Annotated in this window: 13 protein-coding genes; 4 read left to right on the top strand and 9 right to left on the bottom strand. The window is 29.5% G+C overall.

From position 1 onward, the window contains the following. Nucleotides 1-105: 105 nt before the first annotated feature. Nucleotides 106-645 (bottom strand): DUF4442 domain-containing protein, encoded by a 540-nt coding sequence (locus AWN65_RS10125; RefSeq protein ID WP_235588309.1) that lies wholly within the window; start codon nt 643-645, stop codon nt 106-108. Nucleotides 646-731: 86 nt separating this feature from the next. Here AWN65_RS10125 and AWN65_RS10120 point away from each other — a divergent pair, with 86 nt between their 5' ends. Beyond that, nucleotides 732-2,912 (top strand): ATP-binding protein, encoded by a 2,181-nt coding sequence (locus tag AWN65_RS10120; protein ID WP_060383051.1) that lies wholly within the window; start codon nt 732-734, stop codon nt 2,910-2,912. Between the two features lie 657 nt (nt 2,913-3,569). Here the strand turns inward: AWN65_RS10120 and AWN65_RS10115 are convergent. The 6 genes from AWN65_RS10115 to AWN65_RS10090 form a co-directional block, all read right to left on the bottom strand. Further along, a complete protein-coding gene (locus AWN65_RS10115; protein WP_060383050.1) occupies nt 3,570-4,916 on the bottom strand; it encodes a DEAD/DEAH box helicase in 1,347 nt (448 codons plus the stop codon). A gap of 277 nt (nt 4,917-5,193) precedes the next feature. Beyond that, nucleotides 5,194-6,312 carry a DNA polymerase III subunit beta gene (dnaN, locus tag AWN65_RS10110; protein ID WP_060383049.1) on the bottom strand — a complete coding sequence of 373 codons (1,119 nt, stop codon included), beginning with the start codon at nt 6,310-6,312 and terminating at the stop codon, nt 5,194-5,196. A 98-nt stretch (nt 6,313-6,410) separates the two neighbouring features. Then, entirely contained in the window at nt 6,411-8,078 is a 1,668-nt protein-coding gene (gldG, locus tag AWN65_RS10105) for a gliding motility-associated ABC transporter substrate-binding protein GldG (protein WP_060383048.1), read from the bottom strand. Nucleotide 8,079: 1 nt separating this feature from the next. Further along, a complete protein-coding gene (gene gldF / locus AWN65_RS10100) occupies nt 8,080-8,811 on the bottom strand; it encodes a gliding motility-associated ABC transporter permease subunit GldF (RefSeq protein ID WP_060383047.1) in 732 nt (243 codons plus the stop codon). 71 nt (nt 8,812-8,882) lie between these two features. After that, on the bottom strand, nt 8,883-9,179 hold the full coding sequence (locus AWN65_RS10095) for a putative quinol monooxygenase (protein ID WP_060383046.1): 297 nt from the start codon (nt 9,177-9,179) through the stop codon (nt 8,883-8,885). Nucleotides 9,180-9,204: 25 nt separating this feature from the next. Further along, nucleotides 9,205-10,026 carry an SAM hydrolase/SAM-dependent halogenase family protein gene (locus AWN65_RS10090; protein WP_060383045.1) on the bottom strand — a complete coding sequence of 274 codons (822 nt, stop codon included), beginning with the start codon at nt 10,024-10,026 and terminating at the stop codon, nt 9,205-9,207. A gap of 94 nt (nt 10,027-10,120) precedes the next feature. Between AWN65_RS10090 and AWN65_RS10085 the strand changes: the two genes are divergently transcribed. From AWN65_RS10085 to AWN65_RS14960, 3 genes are all read left to right on the top strand, one after another. Next, on the top strand, nt 10,121-11,071 hold the full coding sequence (locus AWN65_RS10085; protein WP_060383044.1) for a PhoH family protein: 951 nt from the start codon (nt 10,121-10,123) through the stop codon (nt 11,069-11,071). A 110-nt stretch (nt 11,072-11,181) separates the two neighbouring features. Then, nucleotides 11,182-13,098 (top strand): pyroglutamyl-peptidase I family protein, encoded by a 1,917-nt coding sequence (locus tag AWN65_RS10080; protein ID WP_060383043.1) that lies wholly within the window; start codon nt 11,182-11,184, stop codon nt 13,096-13,098. Next, the gene (locus tag AWN65_RS14960) at nt 13,085-13,564 is read left to right on the top strand and encodes a hypothetical protein (RefSeq protein ID WP_060383042.1); all 480 of its coding nucleotides are present in this window, start codon (nt 13,085-13,087) and stop codon (nt 13,562-13,564) included. The genes AWN65_RS10080 and AWN65_RS14960 overlap by 14 nt, the downstream gene beginning before the upstream one ends. 232 nt (nt 13,565-13,796) lie before the next feature. On the opposite strand, the gene AWN65_RS10070 is transcribed toward AWN65_RS14960, so the two are convergent. Together AWN65_RS10070 and hmpA are read right to left on the bottom strand one after the other, a co-directional pair. Beyond that, nucleotides 13,797-14,225 (bottom strand): Rrf2 family transcriptional regulator, encoded by a 429-nt coding sequence (locus AWN65_RS10070; protein WP_060383041.1) that lies wholly within the window; start codon nt 14,223-14,225, stop codon nt 13,797-13,799. Nucleotides 14,226-14,233: 8 nt separating this feature from the next. Continuing rightward, entirely contained in the window at nt 14,234-15,430 is a 1,197-nt protein-coding gene (hmpA, locus tag AWN65_RS10065) for an NO-inducible flavohemoprotein (protein ID WP_060383040.1), read from the bottom strand. Nucleotides 15,431-15,490: the final 60 nt, after the last annotated feature.

Raw genomic sequence — 15,490 nt, 5'->3', positions numbered from 1 at the left:
TATATTTTGAGTTTGTCAAAGATACATTTTTTAGATTGAATCTTATGAATAGATTAATATGTTAGTAATTTTTGTTGGGAAAATAAGAAAAAAACAAGTCGAAATTCAAGAAGACAGTTCTCTTTTCTTTAATTTTTCCTTATAAAATTCTTTCTCTGCTATGTAAATAGTTTTTGTTACTTCACAAAATGTAATATCTCCTGTTTTATTGGTGATATATGTTGTTTTAGTATGTTCTATTTCTTTATTTATACGTACTTTTTCAATGATTTCGTTTATTTCCTCATCACTAAAATGAAAAGTTGCATATACGTTTTCTCGTGCAGGTTTTTTAAAACGAATTAAGGCTGCTTTATCCCATACAATATAATCTTCTTTAAGAAGGTACATTAATTGCGTCATAGGAATAGGATCTACCGCAGAAAAAAGACTACCACCAAAAATAGACCCAACATAATTTTTATTTTTATAATTATGAGGGATCTTAATGTATATATTTTTTAGGTTTTCTGATATATACATAACCCGAGCTGTACTTCGCCTGTACATAGGAGATAAGTTAAACCCATATTTTAAAAAAATAGAAGGTTTGATGAATTTTTGAGCAAATTTAGAAAGACGTTGATACATTGGTGTTTCATTCATTAAAATTAATGTAAAACAGTTTTAATTGTCAAAAATAAACTATTTTTGACTAAATTCCTTTCTTTAAAAAATCAAATAGTGAGAAGATGCGTCCTTTTTTTATAATTATATTGAGTCTTATTATTAGAACTAATGATGTTTTTTCACAAGAAGTAGATGCCGTAAAAAAAACTGAATTAAAAATAGAAAGAGCAAAAAAAGCATTGAGAGAGTTAGATCCCAAAAAATCAATGATGTTAGCTCAAGAAATACTATCAGAATCCTTTCAGTTAAACAACAATGCTTTGAAATCTAAAGCCTATCTGATTTTAGGGTCTAATTTTACTGAATTTGCAAATACTAAAAAAGCAAAAGATTATTTTTTAAAATCATTATATTATGCTAATATAGAGGATAATGATACCCTTAAGAATTTAATATATAATAATCTTGGAGCTCTTTGTTCTTATTATGAAAATAATTTTGAAGAAGGTATTAAATATTATAAAAAAGGATTATTTTATACAGAAAAAATAAATAAACCTATTCAAACCGTTTATAACTCTTTGAATATTGCAGGAGCTTACGTTGATGAAAATCGTTATGAAGAAGCAATACCTTTTTTAAAAAAGGCGAGTTTGTATATAACGGGGCAAAAGGAATCAGAGGCACAATTGAATTACAATGCTTTATGGGCGCGTTATCATAGCTATAAAAATGAAAAAGCTAAAGCAGAATACTTTTTTGAAAAAGCAATTCATTATGGATTAAAAGAAAAAGAAAATTTGCTTGATAGTTATTTGTCAGAAGTTTATCTTGATTATGCTTTGCATTTTGAAAAATTTAAAGAGTATCAAAAAGCTTTAAAATACCAAAAATTAAGTTCTCAATATAAAGACAAAGTTTATAACGAATCTCGTTCAGAATCAGTAAAAAGTGAAGAGGATGCTATCAAGATAAAAGAGTATGAGGAACAAATAAATTATATTGAAAAACAAAAAGAAGAACAAGAACTTAGTTTTAAAAAAACCTATCTAATCATTTTTTTGTTTATGATTATTGTAGGGTTTTTAATTATTTTGGTCTATATACTATATCAGAACAATCAGCATAGACGTAAAAGTTTTGTGCGTTTGAAAAGAATTAATAACGAGTTAGAAGAAGCCAAAGATAGAGCAGAAGAATCTACACGACTTAAATCACAATTTGTTTCAACTATTACACATGAATTGCGAACTCCTTTGTACGGAGTTATAGGGATTTCTGATTTATTAGCAGATGAATATCCCGAAATTAAAAATAGTAAATATTTAGAGTCTTTAAAGTTTTCAGCCCAATATTTGCTGTCTTTAGTAAACGATGTTTTACAAATTTATAAAATAACAGAAAAAAAAATTGTCCTAGAAAAGAGTAATTTTAATCTTTGGGATAAAATGGAAGCTATTAAAAATAGTTTCTATATGCAATCAGTTAAAACAAAAAACACAATTAATATAAAAATTGATCCTAGAATACCAGAAAAAATTATAGGAGATGGTCTTAGATTATCTCAGATTTTAATGAATTTGGTTAGCAACGCCCTCAAATTTACAGAAAAAGGGAAAGTAGATGTAAGTGTTCAATTGCTTACCAGAATAGATAATCAAATATGTTTAGAATTTGTTGTAGAAGATACAGGAATAGGAATTGCCAAAGAAAACCAAAAACGTATTTTTGAAGAATTTGTTCAAATAGAACGAAGAGAAGAAGACTATCAAGGAACAGGTTTAGGATTGCCAATTGTAAAAAAACTAATAGCTCTGTTTGGAGGTGCCATTTTTTTAGAAAGTGAAGAAGGTAAGGGGACAAAGGTAATATTTCAGTTGAGTTTTGAAATAGATGATCAGATTTCTTTACCTCACTTATTAGTAGAAGAAAAACAAGAAAGAAAACTTAAAGTACTCTTAGCAGAAGATAATAAGATTAATCAAATAGTAACAGAAAAGATATTACAATCTTTTGGCTACCACGTTATAATTGTTGAAAATGGTTTACAAACAATAGAAATTTGTAAAAAAGAACAATTTAATATCATCTTTTTAGATATTAATATGCCTATTTATGACGGATACGAAACCGCTATTCATATAAGAAACTTAAAAATTAAAACCCCTATTATTGCATTGACTGCTTTTGATAGATTTGAGGTGTTCAATAAATGTAAAAAAGCAGGAATGAATGATGTATTGATAAAACCTTTTGAAAAAGAACAATTATTGAATGTTTTAAATGAGTATGTTGAATTTTAGAAAACGTTCTAAGTAATACCATTTAAACTTAAAATGTACTGAATTAAAAAGTAAAATTCTTGATCTGTTTTTTTATTTTAAAACAACCCGAACAAACGGTTGAGTATATAATTGAAATCATCGTTAGTTCGAGCGCGAAGCGTATCGAGAACCAATACTAATTTATTGCTTTTGTAGAATAGTATCTAAATTAATATGCAGTTTGTCACTCCGATGTAAGGAGGAGTCTGATAATCGTATTATGTGATTTCTTTCTTTGATTGAAATGAACAAGATTGCGAACTTTTTGGACAGTCTCAAGGTTAAAAAAAATAGTATTATGAGGGAATTTTAAAGTTTAAATGGTATAAATTATTGTAGTAAAGTTAACTTTTTTCAATGGTTAACATTGTAATACTATTGCTCCCCAAGGAAAGTTTTAGAAGAAGAAATAAAGATTAGATTATTTGTGTGAAAAAATATTAAGCGATTAAAATAGAAGTAAATAATAATTTGTTTCTTCAGTTTGCTTTCTGTGTTTATATTGTGAGGATCATACTTAATTTGATGAATAAAAGTATCCTAAAAGTAAATAATTAGACTTATCTAGTTTCTTGAGTCCGTTGACTTTGTTTAGAATTAAGGTTTTAGACTTTTAGGATACTTTTTTTAGTAGTTTTATTTTTTCTTACGTTTTTCTGCGCGTTTGCGTTCAACGGCACGATTTCTAGGGGCTGTTTTACGCGGTTTTCTTTTGCCAGGGCCTCCTAAATTTATTTTTTTATTTTTTTCTGATTTTTCTTGAAAAGCGCTATTCTCTGATATTTTTGTTTTTTTAAGTAAATGTTTTATTTTTTGCTTTTCTTTTTCAGGACCTATTAGTTGTGTAGAAATTTCTATGCTGTCAGGAAGCTCTAAAATAGGAATTTCTAAATCCATTAGCATTTCAGCTTCTATTTTTATATCTTCTTCTTTAGGTGTAATAAAACTGATAGCAACGCCTTCTGAATCTGCGCGTCCAGTTCTACCAATGCGGTGGATGTATTGTTCTGGAATTTCAGGCATTTCAAAATTTATGACATGTGTAATGTTAGAAATGTCTAATCCTCTTGCCATTACATCAGTAGTAATGATCCCTTTTATTTCCCCTTTTTGAAAAGAAGACATAGTAAGTAAACGATAATTTTGCGATTTATTTGAATGAATTATACCAAATTCATCAGGGAATTCTGCCTCTATTTTATCATGAAGCATATCCGCAATTTTTTTATTATTAACAAATATTAGAATTCGTTCTAATGATTCACTTGTTTGTAATAAGTGTTTTAATAAATTGACCTTTGTATTGAAGTTAGGGACATGATATGATAATTGTTCTATCTTCTCTAAGGGAGTACCTGATTTGGCAAGAGTAACTTCCTCAGGGAAATCAAAATAATCATTCAGCATTTCGTCTACTTCATCTGTCATTGTAGCTGAAAAAAGAATGTTTTGACGTTTCGGTTTTAACATACTTAAGATAGATGTAATTTGAGGACGGAAGCCTAAATTTAACATTTCATCAAATTCATCAACTACTAGTTTAGTGACTTCTTGTAGTGATAAGACACCATCTAAAGATAAGTCCATTATACGTCCAGGTGTTCCTACTAGAATATCTATGCCTTGATATACTTGGTTTTTTTGAGTATTTATGTTCACACCTCCATAAATTCCCAAGGTTCTAACGGACATATATTGTGTGAGTTTTTCTACTTCATCTACTACTTGTACTACGAGTTCTCTGGTAGGAACTAAAATCATTATACGAGGATTGTATGTTTGAGCAAATTTATATTGCTTTAGTAAAGGAAGTAAATAGGCAAATGTTTTACCTGTTCCTGTTTGAGCAATTCCCATTACATCTCTACCCGACATGATTACATTAAATGATTTTTCTTGTATGGGAGTAGGACTGACAAATTTTAATTCGTCTAATGATTTTTGTAAAGATTTTGGTAGATTAAATTGCTCAAATGAAGACATATTTCTAATTATATTTTTTGCAAAGGTATTGTTTATAGTCGATATTTTTAAAATAAAGAACTATAACTTCAATTGAAATTTATATTTAGAAGTATTTTTCTTGTGAAAAAGAGAAATTAGCTGCTTAGGAAGTCTAGAAAGGTTGTCCGAAAAGTAATGACTTAATGTTTTGATTGTTTCTTTTTATAAAGAGGACAATTTTTATAATAAAGTTTATTATTTTCTTTTGTTATAGCAATGATAAGATTATGATCTTCTCGGACAGCCATTAGTATTTTTAACTATTTAGCATTACAGGCATTACAAGCATAGTAACGGTTTCTCCTTCGTCTAATCCATCAGCGGGAGTTAATATACCAGCACGATTAGGCATAGACATTTCTAACTGAATCATGTCGCTTTGTAAATTTGTCAACATTTCCATTAAAAAACGAGAGTTGAATCCAATTTGCATATCATCGCCTTGGTAATCACAAGTAAGACGTTCTTCTGCCTTATTTGAATAATCAATATCTTCTGCTGAAATGTTTAATTCAGCACCTGCAATCTTAAGACGGATTTGGTGTGTAGTCTTGTTTGAAAAAATAGCCACACGACGTACTGAACTTAAAAATTGTGCACGATCTATTAATAATTTGTTGGGATTTTCTTTAGGAATAACAGCTTCGTAATTAGGGTATTTTCCATCAATTAATCGACAAGTTAAGACGTAGTTGTCAAAAGAAAACGTGGCATTAGCATCGTTATATTCTATAGTAACTTCTGAGTCAGAGGCTGCTAATATACCTTTTAGAATGTTTAAAGGTTTTCTTGGCATGATAAAGTCGGCAACTTGAGAAGCTTTTACATCAGCTCTAGCATATTTAACTAATTTGTGAGCATCTGTAGCTACAAAAATTAATCCTTCTGGTGAAAACTGAAAAAACACACCACTCATTACAGGGCGAAGATCGTCATTACCTGCTGCAAAAATAGTTTTACTTACAGCTGTTGATAATACTTCTGCTGGTACTAATGTTTTAGAAGGGTCTTCTAAAACGACAGCTTTAGGGAACTCAGCACCTGGTGAGTATGCTAAGGCATATTTACCAGATTGAGAACTAATTTCAATAGTGTTATTCTCTTCTACTGTAAAGGTAAGAGGTTGTTCTGGAAATGTTTTTAAAATTTCTAATAGCAATTTAGCGGGTACAGCCACGCTTCCCTCACTGGTAGAATCTATGTTTAAAGAAGCCGACATAGTAGTTTCTAAATCTGAGGCAGAAACGACTAATTGGTCTTGTTTTAATTCAAATAAAAAATTGTCTAGAATAGGCAAAGTATTGCTACTGTTTATTACACTACCCAAGACCTGTAGTTGTTTTTGTAAATAAGAACTCGATACAATAAATTTCATCGCAAATTATTTAAGTAAGTAACCTTATGGTGTATAGATTTTAGTTTTTACAAATATATCGTAAACTAATTAGTTTTTGAAATTATTTTTTTAAATAATTATTGAGCAAATTTTCGCTTTCTTAAATAGTTTAAAATAATGCCAAAAAGAATTAAAATAAGTAATGGTGCACCAACGGTAATGAATTGAATATAAGCATATTCTTCGTATACTTTTTCTTTGTCTAATAATGGTAGATTTACCTCTTTACTACGTATGTAAATCAGTCCTGTATCGTCTAATAAGAAGTTTACACAATTCATCAAGAACTCTTTATTAGCATATATTTGATTGGTCCACTTGTCAAAACCTAGCTCCATTGGTTGTCCATTTTGATCAAGTTGGTTTTTAATAATGTCACCATCAGATACTATTATCATTTTAGAATCCTTACCTATATTTTTAAATTCAGATGATTTAAAGGCCAATATACGATTTTCAAAAACAGAATGAAATTTGCCTTCTAATAATAATGCTATAGGAAAATTTCCAGGAGTATAATCTTTTGCAAGAGGTTTTTCATTTACCATTTCAAGACTAACTTCCACAGGTGTACCTACTGTTTTTGAATAAGGAGAGGATTTTAGTAAAATAGTTTTTTTGATATTATTTTTTAAAGTGTCAATAGGACTCGAAAACTCAAACTTGACACCATCAATATTATTTACAATGGGGTGTTTGCTTTCTGTATATGCAAAAGGAGAATAGAACCAAGGATAGTTTTGATATTGTGTTTCACTTCCTCTTTTGCCTGTAGCTAATGCTATAGGAACAGCTTGCATATCTTTAATTAAAACAGGATTTATACGAAAACCATATTTGAAGAACAAATCATTTAAACCTAAATCGTTTGTGAATGCTAATGTATTTCCTGTTTGATTAAGATCTTCCATAGAAACATTTACAGCGTCTATTAACCAAAGTGTTTTTCCTCCATTTACTATAAATTGATCTAATACTTGTTTTTCAGCATCAGTAAAGCTGGATTTTGGTTTTGCAATAATAGCTAAATCAAATGTTTTGAGTGCTTTTTGTATTAATTCAGGTTTTGTTTTTACAGAATCAATAGGGAAAGGGGCAATAAAATAATTATCACGAACCGTTTGTAAAAAATCAGCTTTTAAAATATCTGGGAGCTCATTTTTGCCCTTTATGATTGCAATTTTTTTCTTTTTTGGGGTAGTTATTTTATGAAAGGCATCTGTAAAAGCATATTCTAGATGTTGTACTGAATGAATAACTTTTTGTTCTGTGCTAGCTCCCATACGATTTTTAAGTAGAGGAACTTTTGTGCTTTTACCCTTATATGTAGCAATAGCCCAAGGATAGACAACTTCTTGTGATTGTTTTCCTTTGTCATCAACCGTTATTTTGACAGGAGTTAGTCCACGTTCATAAAATTGTTGCATTACAGCTTCTGCTTCTTCGGGGTTTTCAAGTGGATTAACGAATTGAAAGATAATATTAGAATTATAAGCTTTTAATTCTTCTAATATTTGTTTTGTTTCTCGTTGTAGGCGTTTGAACTCTATAGGGAAATTGCCCTCTAAAAAAACATCCACATAAAGTGGTTCTTGTGCGTTTTTTAGAATATTTAAAGAGGTTTCTGATAATGTATATCTTTTATCTTGTGTTAAGTCAAAACGTTTGAAAATATAATGACTAATACTATTTAGTAGAACTAATGCAAGGATAAGACCAATTATTTTTTTTGTGGAATCTTTCATCTTATTTCTTGTATTTTTTAAGGTTAGTAACAGTTAGTGTATAAAAGAAAAAAATGACACTCATAAAATAGATTAGATCACGTGTGTCAATGACTCCTCGGCTGATACTTTTGTAGTGATAGTCCATTCCTAATGATGCTACAAAGTCATTAAAATTTCCAAAAAAGGTGAGTGTAGAAATACCTTGAAATCCAAAATAAAATAAAAAGCAGACTAATACAGCCGTTAAGAAAGCCACAATTTGATTATCTGATAAAGTAGAAGTATAAACACCTATTGAAGTATATGATCCTATTAGAAATAATAATCCAAAATAAGATCCTAATGTACTGCCAAAATCTAAATTTCCTTCGGGCAATCCTAAATCATAAATCATTTTTATGTAAACTAAGGTAGGGATTATAGCAATAAGAATTAATAAAAAAGCACCTAGGGATTTACCAATAACAATTTGACCTAAACGTATAGGTTTGGTTAATAGGAGTTCGATAGTTCCTTGTTTTTTTTCATCGGCAAAACTACGCATTGTTACAGAAGGAATTAAAAACAATAAAATCCAAGGAGCAATTGTGAAAAAAGGAGCTAAATCGGCAAAACCAGAATTAAGTATATTATAGTCACCTTCAAAAACCCATAAAAATAATCCCGTTATGAGCAAAAATAAAGCAATAACTAAATAACCAATAGGAGATCCAAAAAATAATCGAAATTCTTTAAAAAGTATGGCTTTCATAAAATATGGTATAGGTTCAAAAGTCCTAAAAATATAATAAAAAATTAATAGATAGATATAGAAGCAAAGCTTTACGCTAAAGAAACCAGTTTGTTTACACTCCAAGCCTCTGGTTTATCATTAAATAGTTTTTTTGTAAAGGTCCAAACTTCATCAAATAATGCAGAATTTCTATAATTTTCTAGATCTTCTGCGCTTTCCCAATAGCTGTAAGTAAAAAATATACACGGATTATCTTGATCTTGATAAAGTTCTAATAATTGATTTCCAGGTGAATTTCGAATTTCATTTTTTATTTGCTCAAAATTTTTTAAAAAAGTGGGTATGTTTTGCTCGTGAAAACTAAGTTTTACTATTCGGACTAGCATATAGATGGTTGTTATGGATTTAAATTTATTCAAAAATAACGCTAATAGTATCTCTATATTTTAAACCCAATAAAGATTTAGCTGTGCCAGTGGTATTTGGGTTGCTTTTAAATATAGCAATTTCTAAGTAGCCTGCTTCATTAAAGAGTGCTAATTTTTCGCCCTCATAGTCTTTAAGCGTATAACCTTCTCTGATGTTAAAATCAGAATAAGAACGATGTATTTTCTTTATGGTCTTGTTACCAAATTTTATTTCAAACTTTTTATCAATATTTAATTTTTCAAAAGAATTACGAGTAATATTGGTCACGCAGTTTCCGTAATGATCAATGTATATAACATTTCCTTTTATTTTGTTTGATTCTACTATTTCTTGTAGTTGATTTTGTGGCTTCAAATCCTCAATCTTTTTGCCAATGATATCTAATTGTCCTCCTTTTGCAATATGACAAGCTACAGCTAACAAAATGTCCGTATCAGTAGCCGTTTGAGGGAGGTGATTTGTAACATTAATTTCGATTATGTTTTCTGGTTTTTGGTTTTGACAGACCAAGCTCATGATGCCGTTATCAGCACACACAAAATAATGTTCGTTCCAATACACTACCAGATGCCTTGTGTTTATGGTTTGTTCACTATCTACACCTATTAGATGAACAGTACCTTTGGGAAAGTTGTAATATGCAGCACTAATTACGTAACTTGCTTCTATTATGTTGAATAGGTCTATTTGATGAGAAATATCAACAATTTGAGCATTAGGAATTTGTGTGAAAATTTTTCCCTTTAGTGCACCTACAAAGTGGTCTTTGACTCCAAAATCGGTAGTAAGTGTAATTATTGACATTCGATTGTTTATAACTATTGCTGTATTATTGAGGCAAAATTAGTAGATTTGGGATAAACAAAACGAATTTATTTTTAACTAAATTAATCTGACTTTGAACGAAAGGGTTATAGAATTAGAAAATATAGCTCCTAAAGAATTTTGGGGAGCTCATGACAAACATTTAGAAACAATAAAAAAATACTATCCAAAGCTAAAAATTATAGCAAGAGGAACTACGTTAAAAGCCTTTGGAGAGGAAGAAGTGTTAGATGAATTTGAAGTGCGATTTCGTAGATTGATGCTTCATTTTACACGTTTCAATAGTATAGATGATAATGTTATTATGCGAATTATAGAAGGAGATGTACAATCAAATTCTAAAATATCTGATCATGATAAAATATTAGTTCATGGTGTAGGAGGGAAGCTAATAAAAGCCATGACCCCCAACCAACAATTGTTAGTAGATACTTTACAAAAAAATGATATGGTTTTTGCTGTAGGACCTGCAGGAACAGGAAAAACCTATACAGGAGTTGCTTTGGCTGTTAGAGCTTTAAAAGAAAAACAAGTAAAGCGAATTATATTAACTAGACCTGCTGTAGAAGCTGGCGAAAATCTGGGCTTTTTACCAGGAGATATGAAAGAAAAGTTAGATCCGTATATGCAACCACTTTACGATGCTCTGCGTGATATGATTCCTCCTCAAACTTTAGAAGATTATATTATGAAAGGGGTTATTCAAATTGCACCTCTAGCTTTTATGCGTGGTCGTACATTAGATAATGCGTTTGTTATATTAGACGAAGCTCAAAATACAACACATAGTCAGATGAAAATGTTTCTGACTCGTATGGGACGAAATGCTAAATTTATTATTACAGGAGATCCAGGTCAGGTAGATTTACCTCGTAGAACAATATCAGGATTAAAAGAAGCTCTTTTAGTATTAAAAAATGTAGACGGAATAGGAATAATTTATTTAGATGATAAAGATATTGTACGTCATAAATTAGTTAAAAAAATTATTGATGCTTATAAAAGCATAGAAAATCAAGATTAATCAATAAACGTTGCTAAAATAACCTTGTGAGAATGGTTGTTGAATACGAGTAAATACACAAATAAGGATGTTCTGCGTCAGCAACGAGAACCTTTAACCAAAGAAGGAAAATGCGAGAAACGACAAAAATATTTACTGGAGGAAGCAAGACAATCATAGTTGACGGAAAAATAACCGAGACAGTTGGTGGAGATTATCATATTTGGGCAGAAAGTATTGAATATAATGCTGGTGAACAAATTATAATGAGCGGAAAAGAAAAAGGAGTTACATTTGGCGAATATGTTCCACCTGAAAAATATTACACTACGCATCCTTATGTTGAAAAAGTAGAATTTTTTGACCAAAACAATAAACTACTCAATCAAAACACCAAAGATTTTTATTATGGTCAAAAACTCAAAATAAAAGTTACCACCAAAAATGCCAAAGACGGCAAAATGATTTATCTTACCTTGCAAGGAAAATCAAAAAGCAAGAACCAAAATTTTGATATGATGAACGGTAGCGGTTACCGTTGGGGCTTTGTTCCTGTTTTTAACAATCAATACGAAACGCCACTTTTTGAACTCAATCCAAATTGGTACAGCGATGATTTAGAAGAATACGATTATGACCAACACATAACCAAAATAAAAGAAGAAGATTTAAACGAATTTTATGTCAAAATTAGCTTTGAAGCCAAACCCGTTTATTTCCCACTCGAAGGCGAACGCCTAAAACCAGTAACCTACAAACGAAATTATGAAGAGTTAATAGGTTTATTCAAAACAGATGATTCAGGTTCAAAAGATTTATTAACCAACTACGAAAATAAATTTATAGACGCGCACAAAGAAAAAAACGATGCCATAAAAAACATTGTAGATGGATTCTCTGAATATCTATGCGAGGATAACAGAGATTTAACCACAGACCAAATCGAGGTAAAAGTAATAAAAAGTGCTAAAGAATTGTGGGATTATGCCGTTTGGCAACACAAAGACCATACTTCTACCATTGTTACCAATATCAAAAAAACAGGCGAAAAGAAAAAGGAAATAAAAGAAATAGAAGCCATTCTTGATGACCGACCATTGTATTGGGCAAGAATTGCAATGCAAGTAATCCTAAAACGCCAATATGTTTACATAGAAGATATTAAAACATTACCCCAAAAAGACCAAGACGATTTCTTTATCAAATCAATAGTTCCGAAAAATAGTAAACTTTACAAAGCAATACAGCTTTTTGAAGAAAACAGCCGTAATTATACTGGAATAGATTTCTCAAAAGCGAGTGGCAAGAAAAAAGTTTTGATTACGGGGTTTGATCCGTTTGTTTTAAATCCTTTCCACAAAAAAATAAAAGGAGATATTAAAACTTCAAATCCTTCAGGAATATCAGCTTTATACCTTAATGGATTAACAGTTGGAAATGCTTATATTCAATGCGTTGTTGTACCTGTTCGTTATGAAGATTTTGACAATGGTATCATAGAAAATTTGGTGGAAAAATATATTTCTCAATTTGATATAATGATAACAACAAGTAGAAATGATTCTAACTTTGATTTAGAAAGATTTGCTAGTAAATTTCGTGGTGGATTTTTGGATAATGCGAATATAGGTTCTACGTATTTAGAATATAATCAAGAAAGATTTAAACAAATTTTAACAGGTAATGAGTTTTATGAAACAACCTTGCCTATTAATAAAATAATGACAGGAGATTTGTCTCCTTCAACTGGAAAAATTTACTTTGATCAAACCTATATTGATGATCTTAACAATTCTGAAGATCATCCCTCTAAAAATAACAATTCACCAACATTTAAAAAAATAAATATAAAAGGAAAATCAACAAATGATTCGGGATCTGGTGGGGATTATTTATCTAATGAAATTATGTACAGAGCCGCCAAAAAAAGAGATGATTTGGCTATGAATAATTTTAAAGCAGTTGGACATATACACATTGCTGACAATTTGAATACCGATGATTTTTTAGATATAATGACTAAAATAATTAAAAATGCGACTAAATAAATTATTACTTTTCTTAGCTTTTTTGTTTTTTATCAATATTTACGCACAACCAAGTACGAAAAAATATTATTTTTATGGAAATATTTATGTTTTAGATAACAATAAAAAGCTTCAATTTATTACTAAAGACTCAACTCACTTATTTTCAAAAACTGCTCAAATGGAACTATCAATAGTACAAACTGAAATTGATACTCCTAAAAACAACAAACCTCTAATGTTTGAAAATAGGGTTCATAAATTTATAAAAATTAGAAGTATAAAATCAGAATATTGGAATGAACAAAAAATAGGTGTATTTAAACTAATTTTTAAAATTGAAAAAAATAGTAAGATTATGTTAATACATTTTAATTTTTTAAATTCTAAAAAAGACACTAAATTAGAAAAATTTGTCATCAATTTTAAAGAAGGAGAATATGAAGTTACTGATTCTCAAAAACCAGAGTTGATTTTTGTAAAATAAATGAACAGTAAACGAACTATAATTGCACCAATTTTGCCGATCGCACAACAAGAGTTTTGAAATAGTGTGGCTTCAGACTCAATTTAATGTTGGTTTTGTATTTGTAAAGTTCAGTATCTCTCAAACTGAAAGTCTAGGCTTCTTTACTCACACCATCGCAAAGCTCTAAGACGACAAATACTAATTTATAAAAAAAATAAAACAATTACAATATAAGAGGTAATAAAAATTATTACGATTGGTTAAGTATTTCATTCCAGTTTTTAAAACGAAGGTCTTCTAAAGTATACTCATTTAAAGTTAGGATAAATGAATTATAGCCTTTCTGTAATAAATGTTTTAATTGGCATTCACTACTCGAAAAAATACAAGGTTTAGCTTTGCAATCAATAATAGGATTTTCATCCTGTTCTAATAAATGAATTAAATTGCCAAGAGGGGTTTCTAAGGTTTTTTCAGCAATACGTATTCCGCCTCCTTTGCCTCTTTTGGTTTCTATTAAATTATGATTAGAAAGAAACTGAATCACCTTTATGAGATGATTCCTAGATAAATTAAAAGTACTAGCTAGCTCATCTAAAGAAGTAGCTTTTTCTTTATTTAGATGAATTAAAAAAATTAGTACTCGCATAGAAAAATCAGTAAAATGATTCAGTTTCATAAACTTTTTTAATTAAGATTCAAAAGCTGTGGACCAAATTCTTCAAAATGAATAGCGTCTTTATCCACACCTAAATTAATGAGCGATTGATAATGTGATTTTATAAATAATTCAGGTCCACAAATATAATATTTAGCATCTTCTATTAAAATTTCTTCTTGATGATTTACTAAATTAATCCGTCCTCTCCTTACACTGTCCGTTTCAGAGTCTATTTGTTCATAATATGTATACGATTTTAAATTTTTGTCTTTTTGAGCTATTTCTTCTACTTCATCTCTAAATGCTTGTACTTTTTCATTACGACAACTATGTATCCATATAGTCTGATTGTCATAATCTTTTTGGCTTTGAAGCATACTTAATAGTGGAGTAATTCCTATTCCTCCGCTTATTAGAACCATTGGATAATCTATTTTCTTTTCAATATTAAAAATGCCTGCTGGTGCTGATACAAATACTTCACTTCCTTCTTTTTTATGATGTAGAGTATTAGAAACTAATCCGTCAGGATTATTGTTAGTGCCTTTTTCTGATTTTACAGATATTCTATAATATTTTTCGTTAAATGAGGATGAAAGACTGTATTGTCTTGGTTGTTCATGCCCTAATTCTTCTATATGAGTTTTTATTGTAATGTATTGTCCAGGTAAGTAATCAGCAATCGCTTCGTTGTCTTTGGGAGCTAAATAAAAAGATTTAATCTCTTCACTTTCTTCAATTATTCTCGTAATGATAAAACTTCTCCATCCTTTCCATCCTCCTTTTTTGCTAAGATTATTTTGATACATTTCTTCTTCTATTTGTATCATTAGTTGAGCTAATTGCCAGTAAGCTTTAGTCCAAGCATTTAATAAATCCGCTGTTGCTGATTCTTGTAAAACTTCTTGTATGGAAGCAATTAAATGATTTCCTACAATTTCATATTGCTCTTTAGTAATATTAAGACTAACATGTTTATTGCCAATTGTTTTAAGTACATTTATTAATACACTTGGGTTTTCTATATGTTCTGCATAAGCTAATACAGCCATAGCTAAAGCAGTTTGTTGTTTACCACTTGCTTGATTTCCTAAATTAAAAATATTTTTCAATTCAGGATTATAAGTAAACATTCTATTGTAAAAATGTTTTGTCAATGATACACCATTTTCTCTTAATACAGGGATAGTTGCTTTAATTAATTCTTTTTCGGTTGTTGTCATTATAAATTGTGTTTTATCAAGCAAATATATTAAAAAATAATAATAAGTTGTATTTTAAAT

The sequence above is a fragment of the Flavobacterium covae genome (assembly GCF_001534645.1).
GTDB lineage: Bacteria > Bacteroidota > Bacteroidia > Flavobacteriales > Flavobacteriaceae > Flavobacterium > Flavobacterium covae.
Note: the sequence above shows the minus strand (reverse complement) of the source record. Positions and strands in the feature narration are given on the sequence as shown.